Source organism: Desmospora activa DSM 45169, from assembly GCF_003046315.1.
Taxonomy (GTDB): Bacteria; Bacillota; Bacilli; order Thermoactinomycetales; family DSM-45169; genus Desmospora; species Desmospora activa.
Map to the genome: position 1 here is coordinate 1,486,366 of NZ_PZZP01000001.1, position 21,947 is coordinate 1,508,312.

General features: G+C 51.1%; 22 protein-coding genes. 3 read left to right on the forward strand and 19 right to left on the reverse strand.

From position 1 onward, the window contains the following. Nucleotides 1–26: 26 nt before the first annotated feature. Complete coding sequence (locus C8J48_RS07285) at nt 27–1,070, forward strand: hypothetical protein (RefSeq protein WP_107725648.1); 1,044 nt, start codon at nt 27–29, stop codon at nt 1,068–1,070. A 43-nt stretch (nt 1,071–1,113) separates the two neighbouring features. Here the strand turns inward: C8J48_RS07285 and C8J48_RS07290 are convergent, their stop codons facing one another. From C8J48_RS07290 to C8J48_RS07305, 4 genes are all read right to left on the reverse strand, one after another. After that, a complete protein-coding gene (locus C8J48_RS07290; protein WP_107725649.1) occupies nt 1,114–1,800 on the reverse strand; it encodes a hypothetical protein in 687 nt (228 codons plus the stop codon). A 146-nt stretch (nt 1,801–1,946) separates the two neighbouring features. Continuing rightward, complete coding sequence (locus tag C8J48_RS07295) at nt 1,947–2,687, reverse strand: MBL fold metallo-hydrolase (RefSeq protein WP_107725650.1); 741 nt, start codon at nt 2,685–2,687, stop codon at nt 1,947–1,949. A 101-nt stretch (nt 2,688–2,788) separates the two neighbouring features. Continuing rightward, a complete protein-coding gene (locus C8J48_RS07300) occupies nt 2,789–3,655 on the reverse strand; it encodes a 2-oxoacid:ferredoxin oxidoreductase subunit beta (RefSeq protein WP_107725651.1) in 867 nt (288 codons plus the stop codon). Continuing rightward, the gene (locus tag C8J48_RS07305; RefSeq protein ID WP_107725652.1) at nt 3,642–5,402 is read right to left on the reverse strand and encodes a 2-oxoacid:acceptor oxidoreductase subunit alpha; all 1,761 of its coding nucleotides are present in this window, start codon (nt 5,400–5,402) and stop codon (nt 3,642–3,644) included. The genes C8J48_RS07300 and C8J48_RS07305 overlap by 14 nt, the downstream gene beginning before the upstream one ends. A 159-nt stretch (nt 5,403–5,561) precedes the next feature. On the opposite strand from C8J48_RS07305, the gene C8J48_RS18535 reads away from it, so the two are divergent. Further along, entirely contained in the window at nt 5,562–5,744 is a 183-nt protein-coding gene (locus C8J48_RS18535; RefSeq protein WP_146160461.1) for a hypothetical protein, read from the forward strand. A gap of 9 nt (nt 5,745–5,753) precedes the next feature. On the opposite strand, the gene C8J48_RS07310 is transcribed toward C8J48_RS18535, so the two are convergent. From C8J48_RS07310 to recA, 10 genes are all read right to left on the reverse strand, one after another. Beyond that, nucleotides 5,754–6,701: a dipeptidase gene (locus C8J48_RS07310; RefSeq protein WP_170105265.1), complete on the reverse strand. Its 948-nt coding sequence runs from the start codon at nt 6,699–6,701 to the stop codon at nt 5,754–5,756. Nucleotides 6,702–6,777: 76 nt separating this feature from the next. Next, a complete protein-coding gene (locus tag C8J48_RS07315; protein ID WP_107725654.1) occupies nt 6,778–7,038 on the reverse strand; it encodes a stage V sporulation protein S in 261 nt (86 codons plus the stop codon). A 227-nt stretch (nt 7,039–7,265) separates the two neighbouring features. Continuing rightward, a complete protein-coding gene (locus C8J48_RS07320) occupies nt 7,266–8,063 on the reverse strand; it encodes a TIGR00282 family metallophosphoesterase (protein WP_107725655.1) in 798 nt (265 codons plus the stop codon). Nucleotides 8,064–8,144: 81 nt separating this feature from the next. After that, nucleotides 8,145–9,689, reverse strand: coding sequence for a ribonuclease Y (gene rny, locus C8J48_RS07325; protein WP_107725656.1), 1,545 nt, complete (start codon nt 9,687–9,689; stop codon nt 8,145–8,147). Between the two features lie 239 nt (nt 9,690–9,928). Next, nucleotides 9,929–10,609: an ATPase gene (locus C8J48_RS07330; protein WP_107727634.1), complete on the reverse strand. Its 681-nt coding sequence runs from the start codon at nt 10,607–10,609 to the stop codon at nt 9,929–9,931. Next, entirely contained in the window at nt 10,593–10,853 is a 261-nt protein-coding gene (locus tag C8J48_RS07335; protein WP_107725657.1) for a hypothetical protein, read from the reverse strand. Before C8J48_RS07335 ends, C8J48_RS07330 begins: the two co-directional genes overlap by 17 nt. After that, the gene (locus C8J48_RS07340) at nt 10,804–12,294 is read right to left on the reverse strand and encodes an AAA family ATPase (RefSeq protein WP_107725658.1); all 1,491 of its coding nucleotides are present in this window, start codon (nt 12,292–12,294) and stop codon (nt 10,804–10,806) included. Before C8J48_RS07340 ends, C8J48_RS07335 begins: the two co-directional genes overlap by 50 nt. Beyond that, complete coding sequence (locus C8J48_RS07345) at nt 12,291–13,286, reverse strand: metallophosphoesterase family protein (protein WP_107725659.1); 996 nt, start codon at nt 13,284–13,286, stop codon at nt 12,291–12,293. The genes C8J48_RS07340 and C8J48_RS07345 overlap by 4 nt, the downstream gene beginning before the upstream one ends. 4 nt (nt 13,287–13,290) lie before the next feature. Further along, nucleotides 13,291–13,938 (reverse strand): RecX family transcriptional regulator, encoded by a 648-nt coding sequence (locus C8J48_RS07350; RefSeq protein ID WP_107725660.1) that lies wholly within the window; start codon nt 13,936–13,938, stop codon nt 13,291–13,293. A 23-nt stretch (nt 13,939–13,961) separates the two neighbouring features. Beyond that, nucleotides 13,962–15,044, reverse strand: a complete 1,083-nt coding sequence (gene recA / locus C8J48_RS07355) for a recombinase RecA (protein ID WP_107725661.1) — start codon at nt 15,042–15,044, stop codon at nt 13,962–13,964. 188 nt (nt 15,045–15,232) lie between these two features. Between recA and C8J48_RS07360 the strand changes: the two genes are divergently transcribed. Further along, nucleotides 15,233–15,544 carry a metal-sulfur cluster assembly factor gene (locus tag C8J48_RS07360; protein ID WP_107725662.1) on the forward strand — a complete coding sequence of 104 codons (312 nt, stop codon included), beginning with the start codon at nt 15,233–15,235 and terminating at the stop codon, nt 15,542–15,544. A gap of 345 nt (nt 15,545–15,889) precedes the next feature. Here the strand turns inward: C8J48_RS07360 and C8J48_RS07365 are convergent, their stop codons facing one another. The 5 genes from C8J48_RS07365 to C8J48_RS07390 all read right to left on the reverse strand — a co-directional run bounded on the left by C8J48_RS07365 (nt 15,890) and on the right by C8J48_RS07390 (nt 21,797). After that, the gene (locus C8J48_RS07365; protein WP_107725663.1) at nt 15,890–16,756 is read right to left on the reverse strand and encodes a cation diffusion facilitator family transporter; all 867 of its coding nucleotides are present in this window, start codon (nt 16,754–16,756) and stop codon (nt 15,890–15,892) included. A gap of 164 nt (nt 16,757–16,920) precedes the next feature. After that, on the reverse strand, nt 16,921–18,504 hold the full coding sequence (locus C8J48_RS07370; protein WP_107725664.1) for a DEAD/DEAH box helicase: 1,584 nt from the start codon (nt 18,502–18,504) through the stop codon (nt 16,921–16,923). A gap of 9 nt (nt 18,505–18,513) precedes the next feature. Next, nucleotides 18,514–19,767, reverse strand: coding sequence for a competence/damage-inducible protein A (locus C8J48_RS07375; protein WP_107725665.1), 1,254 nt, complete (start codon nt 19,765–19,767; stop codon nt 18,514–18,516). Nucleotides 19,768–19,787: 20 nt separating this feature from the next. Continuing rightward, nucleotides 19,788–20,372: a CDP-diacylglycerol--glycerol-3-phosphate 3-phosphatidyltransferase gene (pgsA, locus tag C8J48_RS07380; RefSeq protein WP_107725666.1), complete on the reverse strand. Its 585-nt coding sequence runs from the start codon at nt 20,370–20,372 to the stop codon at nt 19,788–19,790. Between the two features lie 594 nt (nt 20,373–20,966). Continuing rightward, nucleotides 20,967–21,797, reverse strand: coding sequence for a helix-turn-helix domain-containing protein (locus C8J48_RS07390; protein WP_107725668.1), 831 nt, complete (start codon nt 21,795–21,797; stop codon nt 20,967–20,969). Between the last annotated feature and the right edge of the window lie 150 nt (nt 21,798–21,947).

The following is a 21,947-nucleotide window of genomic DNA, read 5'->3' on the forward strand; positions in this document are numbered from 1 at the left end:
GAAATCAATACTGGGAGGTTGATCAATTGATCAGAAAGTGGTTACAAAACGCGATCCAATGGTTTAAACCCGCAAAGCAAAAGCAATCATCCACTACTGTTGAAACAGCTGCAGATACCCCGTCGGAAACACCAAAACAAACCGAGATGGCTCACACCACACCTAAACCTGAAATGGAGCCATCACAGGAGCCTGTAGTCATCTCCGTGGCCGAAGAAGTCGCTGTCAGTAAAGAACAGACTCTCGCTACAGAGACGCCGGAAGAAACGACTCCGCCAACATCCAATTCTTCAGAGACGGATATCCCATCGCAAACAGAGACACCTGACAAAGATGAAGCGGCTCCCTCCGCCGACGATACCGCTACAGCGATCACCCCTTCGCCGGAAAACGCTACCGAACAAGAGAGCGAAAAAGAAGTACCATTACACACCACACCCTCGACGGATGAGACAGCAGCTACATCTGCTCAGCAAACGGTTGAGGAAGAAGAGCAACAAGCTCCTGCCTCTGCTGATGACAACTCCGGCAACGAAGAGCTGAAGACGGACACCGACAAAACGCATCAAGCGGCATATTCCATTAAAAACGGACATTTTCACTACCAAGATGATAACTTCTCTTTTTCCATGCCGATTGATGAAGAAGAACGCCAAGTGTTGCAGGAAACGGATCGCAAAGTGGAAGAAGCATTGACCCAACTGACTGAGGAAAACGACAAACAGCGGAAACATTGGGAGGCAAAACGATACTGGTCCCTCCAACTCCATTATCGCGACCGTGCCCAACACTATTACAAACAGCGCAATCAAGACCCAGACGCATTGGCGCAAGCCGTCTCCTATTGTGAAAAGATGATCCAATACGCCCCGATGGCGATTTATGTCAATCACATGGATCCGCAAACACGTGAACTCCCCCAACATTATGGTTATAAACAACTGGCCATTATCCGAGAACGAGAGGGAGACCTCAATGAAGCGATCCGCCTTTGTCAACAAGCGTTGGACCAAGAGTGGAAAGGGGATTGGTCGCAACGGATTGAGCGTTATCGCAAAAAGTTGAAGTAGCCCCTCAATATAAAAACGAACAGCCTATTGACGGCTGTTCGTTTTATTGTGCGCGTACCTTTGCTTCAAGCCTGAGAATCTCTGTTTCCCAATCCCCTTGCCACCCCTGTTTCTTGGCCTGGGTACACAAGCGAATCGCACTCTCCCACTCTTCCACTTCTACATATAAGTGGATTAAACCGTTGTAGCCGGGGTGTTGCGGCAGTCCAAAGTTGTATGGGTCCATTTGATACGCTTTTTTTGCCACCGGTGCATACTCAATTTGACGCTCACAGTAACGAATCGCCCGATGGAGCGCCAGTGGATCTTCATTGCGACGTTTGATATAATGATCAATTTTGGCGGTGAAATAGTCATGCAAACTTAAATACTTCTTGGCTTCCCATTCCATGTGTACCCTGGGATCGCTGTGTAGACGCTTCACCTCTTTCAACTTCCGCTTCGCTTTTTCGTAAACCTTGGCTTCATCTGCGGAAATCAGCATCTCAAAGGTGAGATCGTTGTCATGATAACGAAACTGTGCTTCATATTCCTCTTGATATGCTTTTTCCCGTTCACGTCGGGCACGTTCTTCCCGCATCCCATTCCACGCTTTTTTAACCCCGTCTCCGCTTGCTTTTAGCCCTTTTTCCAGTCCGTTTTTCCCGATTTGTAGACTTTTATCCCACAACTGCTTCGCTTGCTTCATCACTTTTCGCTTTTTCTCTTCATCTTGAAAAATCCGAAGCATATTCGCCCCTTCTCCTCTAAACGAAATAACACCGTAGGTCTACAGTATTAGTATAACATGATTTTACAGTGATTTGACGTTTGAAAGGGAAATGGACTGAGGTGCCAACCACCCAAATAGCCCACGTCAGAAAGGTATGTAGAACCTCAAATAACCTCCACTGCCAAACCGGATTGAGCCACCCGTATGTTACCCTGGAAAAAGGCTTCTGCTTCCGCTTCAATCTCCTGTGGATCTAATTCAGGAAACCAATGGGTGATCATCAAGGTGCGCGCGCCGATGAGAGCTGCTGCTTCCGCCGCTTCACGCACTGAATGATGGGCCATCGGTGCTGACGGTTTATCCCGATGCAAATAGGTGCCCTCACAGATGAACAGATCCGGCCGCTGTATCATTCCTTCCCAGTCAGTAGATAATCCTGCATCGGCTCCATACAGAATTGTCCCCTCCTCCGACGCGATCACCATCGCATAACACGGCACGCCATGATCCGTGCGGTACCAGCGCACCGATAGTCCATCCTGTTTCAGATGATCGCCATCCTTTACCTCCCTGATCGCGATCGTATCATGATAAGTTAGACGATCCGCCCACTCATGGGGCGCAAGTGGCGTACGCACCAGCAGTGGACGTGAGCGACGTTTCAGCCGCAACGCAGTTAAAATGGCATACTGTAATACAAAAAAGTCAGCGATATGATCGTGGTGGAGGTGCGATAACCATACTTCATCCAATTGGTCCGGCCGCATAATCTTCCCCAAATGGGCCAGCACCCCGCTTCCACAGTCCACTAGAATATTTTTGTTAGCCGTTTGCAAAAGATAACCGGCTGTCGCTCCACCTGGCCCTGGATAAGGAGAATGGCATCCTAAGACCGTCCATTTCATCCGTAACACTCCTTCACTGATCGTTCTTCTCTGATTTTGCCCTTTTTACTGGATTCCAAAGAAAAAACCAGCGTCCAACATGGACACTGGCGAGTTAAAATTTAAGCGAACTCCGCTACCAACTCATCAAATTCTTCCTTTGACAACTTTAGATCCTGTTTGGCCAAGGGTTCTTCTCGAAAGCCAGGAATCAGCTCCTCATAGCTTTTCCGTTCTTTGTTCTGATAAATCAGCCCAGTTACCAAACCGCCCGTTTCCATCAATTTTTGCATGGCAGTCATGCGGTTGTATGGATCATACGTTTCATCTTCTTCTAGATTGGTGATATGCTCCTTAAACCAATCGTAGGTATTGATTTTATTGTAAGTGACACAGGGGCTGTAGACATTGATTAGCGAGAAGCCTCGATGCTTCAATCCCTCTTCGATCAGATGGGTCATCTGTTTGAGATCACTGGAAAAAGCTTGTGCGACAAAACCGGCTCCTGCCGTCAGCGCCATCTCCAAGGGGGCGATGGTAGCCTCGATGGAACCTTTGGGCGTGCTTTTTGTCTTAAAGCCCATATCGCTACGGGGAGAGGTCTGCCCTTTGGTTAAGCCGTAGACCTGGTTATCCATCACAATATAGGTGATATCCACATTGCGGCGAATCGCATGAATCGTATGCCCTAACCCGATGGCAAACCCGTCGCCGTCACCACCGGCAGCCACCACCGTCAAGTCGCGGTTGGCCAGTTTCAATCCTTGTGCGATCGGCAGAGCCCGACCGTGAATGCCGTGAAAGCCGTATGCGTTCATATATCCGGAAATACGGCCGGAACAACCAATGCCGGACACCAAGACCACATCCTCCGGCTCCAGACCCTGGTTGGCAAATGCGCGTTGCATCGCGGCCAACACGGAGAAGTCACCACAGCCGGGACACCAATTGGGCTTCACTTTGTTGCGGAACTCTTTAAACGTGGCCATGAACCAACAACTCCTTACATTGGTTGTATATTTCCGACGGTAGGAAAGGGTTACCGTCGTATTTGCCGACATGGATAATCTTGTCCCTCATACCGACATGCAGTTTCAACAGATCGGCCAATTGACCTGTTGCATTATTCTCCACCACAACCACCCGTTTGGCACGCTCCATCAAAGGCTTTACCGCCTCCGCCGGGAATGGGAGCAGCTGGCGGATATGAAGCTGATTCACCTTGGTTCCCTCGTTTTCCAACCGCTCCATCCCTTCTTGAATCACACCACGGGTGGAGCCGATCCCAACCAGCAACAGATCCGCTTCATCATGACGGATATCGCTGACGATCGGATCGTGAAAATCGATGCCATCAGCCAACTTTTGCAGCCGTTTCTCCATCATTTCCCGGCGGTTGTCGGCATTTTCTGAGGGACGCCCGGTCTCGTCATGCTCCACGCCCGTCACATGATGCAATCCGTTTTTAACCCCCGGCAGCACCCGTGGAGAAATGCCGTCTTCCGTCCGTTGATATCGCTTAAATAACTGGGAGTTTTCTAACGCTTCCAGTCCCTCTGCATCGGAGATCAGCTTGCCGCGATCAACTTGGATGCGATCGTAATCCAGTGGTTCCACCGTCTGTTTACCGAGAGAAAGGGCCAAATCCGACAGGATGATAACGGGGCATTGATATTTGTCCGCCAGGTTGAAAGCCTGGATCGTATCGTAAAAACACTCCTCTACGGTGCTGGGAGCAATCACAATCTTGGGGATCTCGCCATGAGTGGAGTAGATCATGGCGTTGATATCGCTCTGTTCCTGTTTGGTAGGAAGACCCGTGCTAGGCCCACCTCGCTGCGTATCCACAACAACGGCGGGGGTCTCGGTCATACCCGATAAGCCGATCGCTTCCGTCATCAGCGAGAGTCCCGGTCCGGCGGACGCCGTCAGCGCCCGCACACCACCATAATTGGCACCGATCACCATGGAGATGGCGGCAATTTCATCTTCGGTCTGAACGACTGTGCCACCAAATTGGGAAAGCTTCTTAATGAGATATTCCATAATTTCCGAAGATGGCGTAATCGGATAAGCGGCCATCAAACGGGCGCCAGCAGCAACGGCTCCTAACGCGATCGCATCGTTGCCTATCATATAGAGCCGCTTCTTGTTGTCGGAAGGTTCCAGCATCAGTTCCGCCTGGGCTCCTCCCGTCTCCTTTACAACCGTATCGGCTCCCGCTTGAATCGCTTGCATATTTTTCTCCACCACTTGCTGGCCTTTGCGCAAAAATTTCTCCTCAATCACCTCTTGAAAAACATGCAACGGCAAGCTTAAAAGAGCACTGGACGCACCAACGGCCACCATGTTTTTCATTTGGGCCAAACCGATATCCTGTGCGGTTTTTGTAAACGGTATCGCAATCAGACGCGCAGAAACACCCTCAGGAACAGTTGGATTAAACTTTGCATCTGCTAAAATGATACCGCGATCGTGAAGTTCATGAGCGTTTAGATCGATGGTTTCCTGATCGAAAGCGACGAGTATGTCCAAATCATCGGATACAGCTCGGATCGGTCGGGTGCTGATCCGGATTTTGGTGTTGGAATGTCCCCCTTTAATACGGGAAGAAAAATGTCGATATCCATAGAGGTGATATCCCAGGCGATTAAGTGCAGTGGAAAAAATTTCACCGGTACTGTCGATTCCTTCCCCCTGCTGCCCGCCCACTTTCCACGAAAGTTGCTTGATCATGAACTCATCTCCTTTAAATCTTCCCTGACACCTTCCTGGGTGAACCTAGTCCCTGTGTGTTGAGGCGGTTCTCTCTCCGCTCTCATCTGCTTTCCCCTACGTTCTAGTCCCCATCAGATAACTTTGATTGAAGAACAATCAATGCTGACGGGGCTCGAGATGCCGATAAACGATCACATCCAACCCTACACCCTGACGCGCAATCCGATTCGCGCCATTCGGCTGAATGTTTCGCCATCGATCAGTTTAAATCTCATCATTGTCAATTCTAGACCGCTTTATCGCAAAAAGCAACCGCTATACCATGAATTTAGCGAGAGCAGAACGGTAAGCGAGCTCTAAAATAATCGATCATAAGTGCTTTAGTAGAAAGCGGTGGGCGTTTTCCCGTTGGCAACCGATACGGAGGTGCTCGGGATAACGACGGGCCAGCAACTTTTCTAACTCCGGTAGATCTCCTGTATTCTCTAGACCGGGGACTTTTTGATCAATCCCATCAAAATCGGAGCCAAAGGCGATGTGATGCTCCGCTCCTAACTCCAATAGATGATCCAAATGGCGGAAGAGGTCATCTACTCGCGCTTGATCCGGGTCAGGATGAAGGAACTTAGGCACAAATGTGAGACCGATTAAGCCATCCCGCTGGATCAACGCTCGAATCTGATCATCTTCCAGATTGCGCCGATGAGGACATATGGCGCGGCAATTGGAGTGTGAAGCCAACACCGGCACCTCTGTCATCTCCATTACCTCCCAAAATCCGCGTACCGACAGATGGGAAACATCCAGGATGATGCCCAGCCGTGCCATCTCCTGTACAAATGTACGGCCAAACCGGGTTAAGCCGCCTCCTCGTTCCTCTTCAATCCCATCCGCCACTTCGTTGGCATAGTTCCAGGTTAAGCCTACCATACGAACGCCCAGACGGTGCAACAGGCGCAAATGGGATAACTCTCCCTGAATCGCATCCGCCCCTTCCAGCAACAACAACGCTCCCAGCCGTTTATCGGTTCCCAATCGCTTAACATCACTCCGATCCAAAACAGGAAACACCTGCCGCTCCCCGATGACCACCTTTTCATAAAACAGATCCACTTGGGCCAAGGCGGCCTCCCAGGTTTGCGCTCGCGGGACAGAGGGAGAGACAAATATGGCAAATACCTGCATCCCCACCCCTGCTCGGGATGCCCGGGGGTAAGTTACATCTAAACCCGTCTCCTCCCTCTCTTCATAAAAGGAGAGATCCGGATCCCGCCACAGTTTGGATAAAACATCACAATGCAAATCGATCCAGCGCATCGAGCTGCCTCCTTTTTGCAAACAAAAGAAAACCTGTTTATATTTCATAAACAGGTTTTATCAGTTGTTTCATCCCTTAACGGGGTTCCACAATAAGCTTGATGGCCGTACGTTCCTCACCATCGATCATAATGTCGGTAAATGCTGGAATGCAAATCAAGTCAATGCCACTGGGTGCTACAAATCCTCTTGCAATTGCAACCGCTTTTACGGATTGGTTGAGTGCGCCTGCACCGATGGCTTGAATCTCGGCATTGCCTCGTTCACGCAGGACACCGGCCAGCGCACCAGCGACGGAGTTCGGGTTGGACTTTGCTGAAACTTTTAATACTTCCATGTCGGTGACCTCCTCGATGGTTTGGACTAAGTCCACTGTTAATATATTCGGCAATCTTTTATAAATTCCTTCTAATTAGGAACTAGCTGGTGAAACTCCCAGCCCAACCATCACCAATACACCGCCAATCGCAATTCCACAGCGGAGAACAGAGCAAACAAAAGGACTCCTGCCATATAGCCACAAACTCATCATCGATCCTCTACTGGGAAGTGCGAACACTTATTTCAATCGAAAAAAGGATGATCATCATCGATCCGTATGCGACGAATCCCATGTGCATGCCCCGTTTTGTTGTCAATATCGATCAGAACTGCATTCAATTGTGTGGGTCCCGCTTCCACTTCAAAACGAATGGGTAACTGCGTCAAAAATTTTTTTAACACCATCTCTCGATCCATGCCGATAACCCCATCCCGCGGTCCGACCATCCCCACATCCGTCAGATAAGCCGTCCCTTTTGGCAGGATTCGTTCATCACCGGTCTGCACATGGGTATGCGTCCCGATCACCGCAGATACGCGTCCATCGAGGTGCCAGGCCATCGCTTGCTTTTCTGAAGTCGTCTCCGCATGAAAATCGACCAATACAGGCGTCCCCTGCTTAATCTGGGAGAGCAAGGCATCGATTTCACGAAAGGGGCAATCCAAGGTGGATAAAAAGGAACGGCCCATTAGATTGATCAACACCAGTTCCCGCCCCTGGCTGAGCGGCAAGCGAGTTATCCCTCTCCCCGGTGTGCCTTCAGGGAAATTAGCGGGTCGGACCATCCGCTCTTCCTGATCGATAAAATCAAAAATCTCCATTTTGGCCCATGTATGATTTCCCAAGGTAATGCCGTCGATGCCTGCACCAAAAAATTCACGACTGATGGCACGGGTGATCCCCCGTCCGTCATTGGCGGCATTTTCTCCATTGACCACAATGGCATCAGGCTGGTAAGTCCCTTTAAGGCGGGGTAGATAAGAAAAAAGGGTTTCCTGCCCCGGCTTACCCACCACATCCCCGATCATCAACACTCGCATCTCGTCTTCCTCCATTCGGACGAAGGTTACCCATCAAGGTATTCGTCCATAGTAAAAAAATAAAGCGGCGACAGGGCCGCTTTATTTTGCATATTCAACCGCACGTGTTTCTCGAATCACTGTCACCTTGATATGCCCAGGGTAGTCCAATTGGTTTTCAATCTGCTTTTTAATGTCACGCGCCAGTTTAACCGATTCATTGTCGGAAATCTCCTCAGGACGAACCATAATTCGTACCTCGCGCCCCGCTTGGATAGCGTAGGATTTCTCCACACCATCAAAGGATTCGCAGATCTCCTCCAACTTTTCCAGCCGCTTGATGTAAGCTTCCAACGTTTCTCTGCGCGCACCGGGACGTGCTGCGGACAACGCATCGGCAGCACCCACCAGCACAGCGATCACACTGGTCGCTTCCACATCGCCGTGGTGTGATGCAATCCCATTGATCACAGCAGGGTGTTCATTATATTTTTTACCCAATTCAATCCCAATTTCCACATGGGAGCCTTCTACTTCATGGTCAATCGCTTTTCCGATGTCATGCAGCAATCCAGCCCGCTTAGCTAGATGAATGTCTTCCCCCAGCTCCGCTGCCAACAGCCCAGCCAGATGAGCCACTTCCATCGAATGCTTCAATACATTTTGGCCATAGCTGGTCCGGAATTTCAACCGCCCTAAAATCTTGATCACATCGGGGTGTAATCCGTGTACCCCTGTCTCAAAGGTGGCTTGCTCTCCATATTCCCGAATCCGTTCATCCACTTCCCGACGTGATTTTTCCACCATCTCTTCGATCCGCGCCGGGTGAATGCGCCCATCCGCTACCAATTTCTCCAGGGCGACACGGGCCACTTCCCGCCGGATGGGATCAAATCCGGACAGTATGACTGCCTCCGGTGTATCATCGATGATCAGATCGATCCCGGTCAATGTTTCCAATGCGCGGATATTGCGCCCTTCCCGTCCGATGATACGCCCTTTCATCTCATCGTTGGGCAAGGTGACCACCGAAACCGTCGTTTCCGCCACATGGTCGGCTGCACACCGTTGGATAGCCAAAGAGAGAATGCTGCGGGCACGCTTGTCCGCTTCTTCCAGGGCCTGGCTCTCCATTTCCTTGATCAGCTGGGCGGTTTCATGCCGCATCTCACTTTCCACTTTGGCCAAAATCAACTGCTTGGCCTCTTCGGTCGTAAGACCGGACAATCGTTCCAATTCTTCCACCTGCTCCCGATACAGGGATTCCACCTTCCGTTCCTTGTCCTGTATGCGGTTTTCCCTGCGGGAGAGGGCTTCTTCCTTTTTCTCCTGTGATTCCTGTTTTCGATCCAGAGTCTCTTCCTTTTGCATCAAGCGTCGTTCCAGGCGCGCGAGATCATTGCGCTGTTCCCGGATTTCCCGTTCTGCTTCCGTACGCAAGCGATGTGTTTCATCCCGGGCTTCCAGAATTTGTTCCCGCTTTAATGCTTCCGCATTGTGGCGGGCTTTATCCATGATCTGTTCCGCCTCTTTTTCCGCGCTTCCGATGCGGGCTTCCGCCGTCAACTTTCGTAACCAGTAACCGACGGCAAGCCCGGCTCCGGATCCCAGGAGGAACAGGAGTAACCATGACAGGAAATCAGCCATTGATCGCTACCCACCTCCCCCCTTCTCCAATTACAAAACAAGACCGACTCTCACTTCGGTCCGTCTAAAGATCTGCTCATTTTCCGGCGGAACCGGACGGATTTCTTGGGTAAAAGGATGTCGGAACCGCGTCACCCGCAGCAAGCTCCACACCCGTTTAAACGGCACCAAACATTAGTCATGAAAACATCCTTCATCCGACAATTTTAAGGATGAAGGATGCACACCAATTGTAATCTTTAACCTGTTCCATTGTCAAGAAGACCCACCGGGCGCACACGTGTCTCGCCGTTGGATAACCTTACTTCAAAGGCTTGGTCAGCTCCTTCCGTCAAATGGTTGTTATGGGTGACCAGAATCACTTGTCTGCCAAACATCTCCGTCGTCGATTTTAAAAACTCCAACATGGGAACCACATATTCTGCACTAATATGCTTCCCCGGTTCATCCAAAATCAGCGGTCCCGACCGACGGGGGCGAAACGTTTCTATCATTGCCACCCGCAATGCGAGAGAAGTAATATCCACAATCCCACCGCCACGGGCTTCTTGCGGCTTCGTCTTTACCGGGGTTCCCTCCCAATCCGTCACCACAAAAAACTCAGCGACCGGTTTTCCCCCATGATCGGAGAGATCGATTTCAAAGCGAAACAGTGGCCCAAACACATACTGCAAGGCATTGGTCACCAAGCCCTCTAACTGCGCTTTCGCCTGTAAGCGTGCGTGTTCAGCGGATTCCTGCAGCAGCACCTTCACCCGATCAAACACATCCCGCTGCTTTTCCGCTTCCGCTAGACGCTCCTGCCTCTCGTTGCGCAGCCGCTCCAGTTCGTCCCGGCGCGTCTGACGAATTAGCGCTTCCTCCCGCGCCTGGGCCAGTACTGCGCCTAACTCTTTCAACCGTTCACTCTGAGCGGCCATCATGGATCAACTCCCGGGGCAACAATGCCCACGCATCCTGCAACCCCTGCTCAATCTCCCGTTCCAGCTTTGTAATTTCTTCATCCAGCTGCTCCGGCTCCACTCCGAGCTCCTTTAGTTCAGCCAGAATCTCCTTCTCCTGCCGCTCAAGATCCTCTAAACGTACTTCCGCTTTGTAACGAAGATTTTTGGCCTCATCCAGTTTTGTTTTTATCTCCTTGATTCTCTGCTCCAGCTGCTGCACGGCTCCACCCTCCCCCCACTTCTTCCATGATGTGATCCAGTACGTCTCCATTCACTGGCGAACCACAGGTGGGGCAACGACCCAAACGGCGAAACGAATCTACCAACAGGCTTGTCCCCTTTTCAATCTCTTCTTCTTTTTGCCGGTAAAACCTTCGTCCTTCCCGCAAGCGACGATATACATCAGCATAGCGCTCCGCCGCCTGTCGCAGCACCCGTAAGCGTTCCAGGCGTGCACTTGCTTCCTCCGCCGCTTGTTCTGGCAAGTGCGCGGTTCGCTCCATCCACCTCTCCCAACTTTGACGGTTACGGGATAATTGACGTACCCGTGGCGAGAGTCGCTGCAACTGACGCAAGCGTTGTATTTGTTCCTCCATGGTAGCAAGCGGAATCTGCTCCATCTGTTTAGCACCCTCGCGCAAACGGATCATCGCAGTCCGTTCCCTCCAGATTACCGCCCAGCGCTGCTGCCGCTCACGCCAACCGTTTAAACGGTTAAACAAATTCTCCAACTCCTGCAATCGTGCTTCCACCTGGTCGCAGTGGGCCGTTTGTGTCAGTATCGTTTCCGTTCGGGTACGCTCTTTTCGTTGTTCACCCAAGCGCCGCCACATCCGCTCCAGCTCCTTGACCCGTTGCAAATAGCCTTCTATCCCAGCTAATCGCCCTTCTAGGACGGGAAGCGAACGCAAGGAATCGATACGGTGTCGTGTCTCTTTCTGCTTCTGTCTGCACGTCGCCCATACTTGGCTCAAATGTTGCAGCCGTTTCAGCTTTTCTTCTTTTTCCCGTATCTCGGCATAAATGCGCTCGGAACGCTCCAACCCTTTTATCAGTTGCGGGAGATCGGCGTAGGGTTTTAGCGCCTCATCCAACCGCTCCGTTTCCTGCGCGAGATAGCGCGTTTCCGCCGCCAGCTGCTTCTGGTCCTTTACCGTTGACTGTAAAGCCATATCGATAATATGGGCACCGCTGATACGGCCGATCGATTTCGCTTTTACTCCCCCGGTCTCAGACAGGAGAAACGGCCCTTCCAACTGCGTGCCAAACTGAGCGGGCAAGTTCCAGTCCGTATCCATTTTTAACGGGTGCATCCCATGGGCTTCCATCACTTCTAACGGTACCTGCCCGCCAAAACCCTCAAACACCTGCTCTTCCCCATCGGAATTACGCAGTATGTATCGATTGCTGGATGGCGTGCGCTCCCGGATAATGCTGACGCCATTGGTTAAGGTGAGTGTGACACGGCAGCGATCTTTTCCCGCCCGGATAAAGTCACTTCCCCTAGGCTGATTGTACAACAGCCACCGCAACGCCCGTAGAATCGCACTTTTGCCGCTATCCGAGGGGCCGACAAATACATTGAGACCATCTGTTAAATCGATCTCCGTACGGTCATGGGATTGGAAATTTTCAATGACCACTCGCTGAAACCCCTTCATTCACCCTCCCCTCCCTCGCCTGCCAGCTGCTCCTGAGCGACAGCGATGCGGCGCATCGCCTCCGACTTCACCTCACCGTCGATCCCTTCCATCCCCGCGATTTCCTCCACGATATCCAGAATGCCGATGCCTTTAAATTCACCAGCGGCCCGTACCTCCTGTACAAATGAGGCCATTTTTTCCTCCCGATACGCCGCCTTTTCCAGATAGGAACGATCCAATACCGTTTTTCCAGGAGCGGCACAAGCGATAGGGAGAAAGCGAACATCGATACGATTCCGAAAACGCAGCAACACCACTTGCGGCATCCGTTTCATTTCCGAAGGATGGTTGTTGATGCGCGCCAAGGCCCCCGGATTGATAATATAGCGTCCATCGCGGTGCTGCAGAGGAAACCCGGCATGATAGTGACCGGTCAATAACACATCTACCTCTTCAAACCAGAGCTGATTGACCATGGTGTGGGCTACCCCTTCCGGCAATGCCCGCTCCACTGCCATTCCATGTACCATATGGACAGCGTAGTCGGCCCCATCACTCTTTTCCACCCGATAATCATCACCGGGATCCCGCTTGTCCAGATCGTAGTGAAACGGTTGCCCCGTCACTTGTACCGCCACCCCATCCCGTCGCACCCACGCACGCTCACCGGGACGCAACAGGCGAACGATGCCGAAAGCATCCAATAGGCCCAGCATCGAGCGATCGACGGTATCCGGGTTATGGCCGTAGATGTCGTGGTTACCTGCAATCGTATAGAGCGGTACTTCCAACTGTCGCAAAATACGGGCAAAATCTCGTACCACAGCCGGTGAGATATCCGGCCGGTCAAATAAATCACCACCGTGAAGGACGGCATCCACTTGTTCCCGATGGGCAATTTCCACCACTTCCGCCAGCTTCCCTCGCAGCGCCCCTACAAAATCATCCACACGACTGCGGGGAGCGGTTCCTCTGATATGTGTATCCGTCACAAACAAGAGGCTAACCATCACTTCACTCCCCTTCGTTATGCCGTTTCTTCAACGCCGCCAATATCGGATAAACCTCAGACCCGGAAAAGCCCCGGCGCAACAAATATTGGCCCAGGCGGCGTTCCACCGTGGGCCAGGGATGATGGCGAAGTCGGATAAAGCGTTTTTCCGCCACCTCTTGGATCTGAGATGCTCTCTCTTCCTCCCCCATTTGAGCCAAAGCCTCATCTACCCACTCCGTAGCAATCCCTTTTCGCTCCAACTCCTGCCGTAACAAGAGGGGACCGTATCCTTTTCGGCGGCTGCGCTCCCTTACCCATTCTTGGGCAAAGCGGCGGTCATTCAAGTAACCTGCCTTTGTCATACGGTCAAGTACGGATGTAATAGGATGGGCAGCGAATCCTTTTTCGAGTAAATGGCGTTCCACTTCGGCAATCGTACGGGGGCGATAGCCTAAAAAGCGTAGGGCGGCTTGATTCACTTTGTTGACTTCCTCCGCTTCTAAAATGGAAGCCAACTCCTCCGGGTCTACCTTCATCCCCTTAGACAGCGCAAAGCGCACCAGCACATCTTCATGAACCGCCAGTCGGTATTCACCGTCAATATGGATGTTGTAACGGGGCGCTCCGCTTTTCTGCCTCTCAATGCGCGTGATCGTTCCCGTTTCCATCGATCATACCCTTTCCTCGTCTCTCACTCTTGGGCATCCAGGGTGAGCGTCTCTTCATCCTTTTCTTTCTTCTTTTTCTTGCTCTCCGGCTGCTCCTCCTCTACCTCTTCAGAGGAAACACCGCTCAGGTTATAGTGCTCCCGGATCTTATTTTCAATTTGTAGGGACAAGGGGTAATTTTCCTTGAGGAATTGTTTTGCATTTTCCCGGCCTTGACCCAAACGGTCGCCATTGAACGAATACCAAGCGCCGCTCTTTTTCACCACATCCAGGTCACTGCCGATATCGAGAATACTTCCTTCACGGGAGATTCCCTCACCGTACATAATATCGACTTCCGCCTGTTTAAAGGGAGGGGCAACCTTGTTTTTAACCACTTTGATGCGGGTGCGGTTCCCTACCATTTCATTGCCTTGTTTAATTGTCTCGGCACGGCGTACTTCCAAACGCACACTGGAGTAGAATTTTAACGCTCGACCGCCGGGAGTCGTCTCCGGATTTCCAAACATAATGCCTACTTTTTCACGGATCTGGTTGATAAAGATGGCAATCGTATTCGATTTGCTGATCGCTCCCGACAATTTCCGCAATGCTTGAGACATGAGGCGGGCCTGTAACCCGACGTGAGAATCACCCATCTCCCCTTCGATCTCCGCTTTCGGCACCAGAGCCGCGACAGAGTCGATCACGATAATGTCAATCGCCCCACTACGCACCAACGCTTCCGCGATTTCCAGTGCCTGCTCTCCTGTGTCGGGCTGGGAAAGCAGCAACTCATCGACATTAACTCCCAATCTACCCGCATACACCGGGTCCAGGGCATGCTCCGCATCGATAAAAGCAGCTTGTCCCCCGGTGCGCTGCACTTCTGCGATTGCATGGAGCGCGACCGTCGTTTTACCGGAGGATTCCGGACCATACACTTCAATAATCCGTCCGCGCGGATAACCGCCAATACCCAACGAAATATCCAGAGCCAGCGCACCGCTGGAAATCGTCTCTACCTGGCGAGTACCGCCTTCGCCCATCTTCATAATCGAGCCTTTGCCAAACTGCTTCTCAATCTGTCTTAAGGCCATATCTAATGCCTGACGACGATCGGACATGCGTAGACCACTCCTTCGTCTCCCTTGGATACTTTCATCATACCTTGTTTTTTGATCTGTGCCAAGATCTTTTGCGAACATTTATTCGTCATTTTTTATGATGGGAACATTGGAAGACGCCTTGGTGTATGGTACAGTAAAATTAGAATAACGGTAACTGGAGATTGATGTGAAGGAGTGAGCAGAAATTGGATAAAGAAAAAATCCAGGAAGAAGTGATGGAAGCCCTGGAAACTGTGGAAGATCCGGAGCTTCATATCGATATTGTCAATCTTGGTTTGGTATATGGCGTGGAAGTGGATGATGAGGGAAATGCGAAAGTAACCATGACCCTCACCGCCATGGGCTGTCCGCTGGCGGGCATGATCAACGAAATGGTAACCGCTGCCGCTAAATCGGTGGAAGGCGTCAAGAACGTGGAGGTCAATATCGTCTGGAACCCGCCGTGGTCAAAAGAACGCATGTCCCGCTACGCCAAGATGGCCCTGGGCATTCACTGAACAAAAAAGCCGACTTTTTACCTGGTGACAGGTGAAGAGTTGGCTTTTTCTCTCTCATGCGAGGCTGCTGACAAACCCTGATAATGGGAAAAGGGGAGCGATTTCCGGTGTAGCGCCCTTTGCACTAAAGCACAAGTCTCGCTACAGTCACTTCGTTCCTTAGTCTCGCTTTGCTCGACTATCCAGCCAAGTCTCCGCAGAACCCAACCGTTTAGCGACCACACATGCTTTTCTTTTGGTCGTTGGTTGGGGACGGAGGAGACGGAGCGGACAGTCTACCATCGTTGCAAGAGCAAGAGGCGTGAAGACGAAAATCGGGACCCGGGTCCACTTTGTCATCAATCTCTAATCCCGTTTTTCGTGTTCCGGCTCGATATGAATCAAAATTTGCGCCTGTGGAAACGCACGTTGCATCTCCACCTCGATCCGGTCGCATAAGCGATGGGCCTCATCTACCGTCATCTTCGATTCCACAATCAGATGTAGATCGATATGTTCTTCCGGACCCGACCGCCGGGTTCTGAGATCGTGATATTCCACATATTCGTCAGCGTAAGAACGCAGAATTTGCCGGATTTGTTTTTCCTCTTCTTCTGACAGCTTCACATCCAACAGGGGCAAAAACGATTCGTTCCCCAGCTGCAAAGCTTCCTTCATGATATACAACGCAATCCCAATCCCGATCAGAGGGTCCAAAATATACAGATCGGTCAGACTAACCACGAGCAGACTGGCTGCAACACCGATCGATGAATATACATCGGTCAGCAGGTGCAACGCATTAGACTTCATAGCGACGGATTTGGACTCCTCCCCCACCCGTTTTACAATTCTGCCCACGATCCAATTGATAAGCGCGCCGATTAACATGATCGCCACCCCGAGAAAAGGAAGGTGAATCGGTTCAGGGTGCATTAGCTTTTTCGTCGATTCAACGATAATCCATATCCCCGCCACAACAATAAGCAAGGTTTCAATCGTGCCGGAGATGTTTTCAATCTTACCATGACCGTATGGATGTTCACGATCCGGCGGTTTGTTGGATATTTTCACCGAAAAATAAGCCATAATGGAGGCCATCAAGTCAAGAGAGGAGTGGATCGCCTCGGATAATATGGCAACAGACCCCGTAAGTAAACCGGTGACGAATTTCATCGACACAACGGTTAAGTTGCTAATAATCGATAATCCTGCCGCACGATTTGGTTTCATTGGTTTCCTCCATTTATGGTTTTTGTGAAAAAATTAGTCTCTATACAGAGAAGTTGGGGATGGTAAACAAACAAAAAAACCGGTAACGCATAAGCGTTACCGGTTTTTTTGTTTGTCACACGTTAAAAGGATATTCATGGGAACCATCCCCTTTTAAAGATGGATCAGTTGCGGTTACGTGGGCGGGCCGGTTCCAAGTTTACCCGAGCCCCATTGATTTTAGTTTGGCGCAGCGCTTCAAAAACGAAGGGTGCTGCTTCCTCCGGCACCTCGACAAAGGAAAAGCGGTCGTAGATATTGATACGTCCCACTTTTTTCGGATGGATCCCGGACTGCTCGGCAATCGCTTTCACCAGCTCTGGGGGACGAATGTTAGCATTGCGGCCGACATTGATAAAGAAGCGAACCATCCCCGGTGATGCACCGGTTTCACCAAAATCATACACCGCATCATTGCCAGAAGTAAAGCGATCGGCAAAAGCCATCTGTAAAGCGGCTACAGCCACTTTTTTCGGATCATGCTCCTCTGTCAACGCCTCCACCATCTCTTGGAAAATGGAAGCCGGTTCATCGGACTGGATAATTTCCTGTAACTGTTCCGTCAACACCTGTTGCTGCCGTTCCGCCACTTCTTCCAAGCTGGGTAACTCACGGGCAGTCAGATGATCACCAATCTCCAGTTCAATCGAGCGCAACTGTTTCATCTCACGAGGAGTCACCAAGGTGAGGGCGATTCCAGTGCGTCCAGCACGACCGGTACGGCCGATCCGATGAACATAGCTCTCGGAATCTTGAGGAATATCATAGTTGATCACATGGGAAATGCTGCCGATGTCAATTCCCCGCGCCGCTACATCGGTTGCCACCAACAATTCCACATCCCCGCGGCGAAACGCATTCATCACCCGGTCACGCTGTTGTTGGGCCATATCCCCATGCAAACCGCCTGCAAGATAGCCTCTGGCCATCAAGGCTTCCGCCAGTTCGTCCACACCTTTTTTGGTACGGCAGAACAGGATGCCTTGTCCCACTTCTTCACTATCGAGGATACGGCACAAGGATTCCAACTTGGCGCTCTCCAACACTTTATAAAACACCTGTTCAATCACCGGTGCAGTCACTTCCCCCCGACTTACGGTTATATAGCGGGGCTTGCGCATATATTTTTGGGCCAGTTGGCGAATCCCTTGCGGCATCGTTGCAGAAAAGAGCAGCAGTTGACGGGATTCCGGCAGAAACTTCATCACTGCCTCAATATCGTCGATAAAGCCCATATCCAGCATTTCATCTGCTTCATCCAACACCATAATCTCTACATCGTCCAGCTTTAACGTCCCCCGGCGCAGATGGTCCAACATCCGCCCCGGCGTTCCGATCACCACATGGACCCCTTGTTTTAACGTCTTAATCTGTCGGCCGATCGATTGACCACCATAAATCGGTAGTGTGATCACCCGCTTCGGTCGACCGATTTTGCGGAGCTCTTCCGATACTTGGATCGCCAGCTCCCGCGTCGGTGCTAGCACCACACTTTGCACTTTGCGGCGGCTGGTATCCACATGGTCCAGCAACGGAATCCCAAAGGCCGCCGTTTTACCCGTACCGGTCTGTGCTTGACCGATCACGTCTTCTCCCCGCAAAACGGCGGGAATACATTCCGCCTGGATAGGAGAAGGTTCTTCAAAACCCATCTCGCGGATCCCTTTTAAAATGGCAGGATCCAATTGAAAAGATTCAAATTGCTTCATCGCGTCGTTTCACCTTTCTCTAAACGTTCCTCGTAAACGTTCCTGTAGAATAAACAAGGCATGTTTGGCAGCCCGGATCTGAATTTTTTCCCTGGAACCCCGTAAGGAGAGACGATGTACGGTTGTCTTTCCCTCCTTTGCTGCGATTCCAAGGAAAACTAACCCCACAGGCTTCCCTTCAGCGGGATCAGGGCCCGCTACCCCGGTTACACTCACACCCCAGTCGGCGTCCAATTGCGCCATCGCCCCTTCCGCCATCGACCGGGCAGCCGCTTCGCTGATCGCTCCAGCGGAGGCGAGCACTTCCGAAGATACGTGCAACCACTTCTGTTTTGCATCATCGCTGTAACTGACAAAGCCACCACGGAACACATTGCTGGCACCGGGAATCGCCGTCAGCATTCGGGCAATCAGCCCGCCTGTGCAGCTTTCAGCCAAAGCGACGGTTTGCCTCTTTTCGGACAAAGCCCGTATCGCCACCACTTCTAAGGTATCATCATTTACACCGTAGAGATAGTGACCCACTTGTTTTACGATTTCTGCTTTAACAGGCTGGATCAAATTCCATGCCTGCTTGTGATCCGCAGCTTTGGCCGTTAAACGTAGCGTCACTTCCCCTTCCTTCGCCAACGGGGCAATTGTCGGATTGGACTGGTGCTGAATGAGTGGCTCAACCTTTTTTACCAGATGGGACTCACCAATCCCATAAAAACGAAGCACATGGGAAAGCAGCACTTCTTTGGTAGGGAGCAACGCTTCCAGGAATGGACGCACCTCGTTCTCGACCATCGGATAAAGCTCCACCGGCGGTCCCGGAAGGAGGACGAATGTGGTTCCGTCATGGGTGACGGCTACTCCTGGAGCGGTTCCGTTAGGGTTGGGGAAAACGGTTCCCTGTGGGAAGACCAGCGCCTGTTTGTAGTTTGAGGCTGGAACATCTAATCCCCGCTCGATGAACAGCTCCTCCAACGCCTTGACAGAGGGAGGATGTTCAACCAAATCTAATCCCAATACTGCGGAAACCGCTTCCTTGGTTAAATCGTCTTCCGTCGGACCCAATCCTCCAGTAAAAATTACCAGATCAGAGCGGGAGTGAGCGGCTCGGATCACATCCTGCAGGCGCGCTTGGTTATCACCCACAGCAGTGTGGTAGAACACATCGATGCCGATATCGGACAAGAAACGTGACAAATAGGCAGAGTGGGTGTCCACAATCTGCCCCAACAACAACTCTGTTCCCACCGCAACCAATTCAGCCCGCAAACCAGCCACCCCTTTCTCCCTCATCGGGATTTAGAAAATCGGATCACGCGTCGGTTTTTCAAAAAATAATCAATGCCCGACCAGACGGTGATCACAACCGCCAACCCGATAAAAATCTGGGAGAACGGAAACGCGATGGAGGAGAAGGGGAAATTGTTCAACATCAAAGCAGCGATGGCGATAATCTGGATGATCGTTTTCAGTTTACCCATCGGACTGGCAGCAATAACCTCTCCTTCAGCAGCTGCCACTAAGCGAAGACCCGTGACAGCAAATTCACGGCTGATGATGACAATCGCAATCCATGCATCCAATCGCTGCATTTCCACCAAAGAAATCAACGCAGCAGAAATCAACAATTTATCCGCCAATGGGTCTAAAAATTTCCCCAGATTGGTAACCAATTTCTTTTTCCGGGCGATATACCCATCCAGACCGTCAGTGACTGCAGCCAGGATAAACACCAAAGTAGCGATAATTTCGCTGACGGTGATGACGCCTTGCCCCACCTGGAATTGTCCCATATCATACTTGACCAGAAGAAAAATCATAACCACCGGTACCAAAAAGATGCGGGCAAGCGTGATTTTATTGGCTAGATTCACGTCGACGAACCTCCCCCCGCGAAATCAAAACACGCCAGGTGCCATTCAGATACGAACACCCCGCGGTTATTGAGCGCGACGGATCCTATTTTTAAATAGAAAAGCGGCACATCCCCTTGTCCGCTTTTGGAACGGGTCCCGGCGTCCGGACACCGGGAAGGCAAAACAAGCCCGGCACGCTGGGCGGGCTTAGTGGCACGCACTTTTCCACTCTCGCAATTCTTCTGTAAGGTTGACTTGCCTCCCACACAAATAAACCCTCCAAGGCACTCCCTATATGTTTCGATGCCGTTGGTGTTGGGGCGATCGGATGCGAATATCCAACGGTCAAGCCCTAATGTAGAAGTGACGAGATCCCGCTCAGTTGATAGTTTAAAGTGTTTCCGCACTCAGTGGTTTCATTGTACCCATAAACCTGTCGAACTTGCAAGGGGTGAAAAAACCCCTTCCGACTGATGAATGGAAGAGGGATACGATTTCCAGTGTAGCACCTTTTGCGTGGATAATCCTTCATCAGTGAAAGGGAAAGAGGCCAGAGACCGAAATCGGACCCTGAGCCCCCACTTTGTCATCAATTTAATGGATAGGATTGTCCTATTTTTTTATCTTCAATTGGTACGCCTGTGCTTCCGTCGCTTCAGTGGTATCAATCACATGACCGTTCACCGTCAACTCAACCTGATCAGGATTTTGAATAAAAATCGAAACCCAACTGGAGTGTGTAAAGGTCTTTGACTGCCCCTTGGCCAAATCGGCTTCTTCGGTTACCTCTTCCTTTGGTCCACCGGCGCGATATCGAAACCGAGTGTCCCCTTTGGCCTCTAACGTAACTTCCGCCTGCTCAGCGTTGCTGATCTCAAACACATCTCCATACTCATATGTCTCCGCGGGCTGTACTAATTCCACAACAACTTCATCGCCATCCTCCTCTTGCTGGGCGGCTTCAGCAGATACTTGTCCCTGAGCCTCTTCCTTTCCACCGTCGTCACCATATACCTTAAAAACATAGATGACGGCGGGAATCAACAAGATGAACAATACCAGCAGCAGCCATGCATATCCCTTGGGGAGAATGGAGCGAGGGAAGGAAAAAGAGAAACCCTTAAACTGCTTGTGCCGGGATTTGCGAGCATATCGTTGTCGGCGGCTTAAGGAGGAAAGGGATTGTTCCCCCCCGTTTTCTTCCGCTTCCGTTGGTGTCTCTTGCTCATAAAACTTTACCAGAGGTAACGGCTCCACACCTACATGTTCGGCATACGATCGGATAAAGGCCCGGGCATAAAAACTGCCGGGTAAACGTTCAAACTCTCCTTTTTCAATCGCTTCCAAGTATTGAACCTGAATTTTAGTCCGTTGTTGTACGTCTTCCAACGAAAGCCCGGCTCGTTCCCGCGCTTCCCGCAACTGATCCGTCGGATTGGACATGCCGTGTTCCCACCTCCTACGTCCCCTGAAGTTTGAAGCGGGGACGTGTCTGCCTAGGATAGGTCTGATGATAAAAATTTTACAGACTCCCAGACAAGCTTCAACCTTAAAACCACGCCTTGTCCCCGTTCAGTATAACGGAGCGAAAAG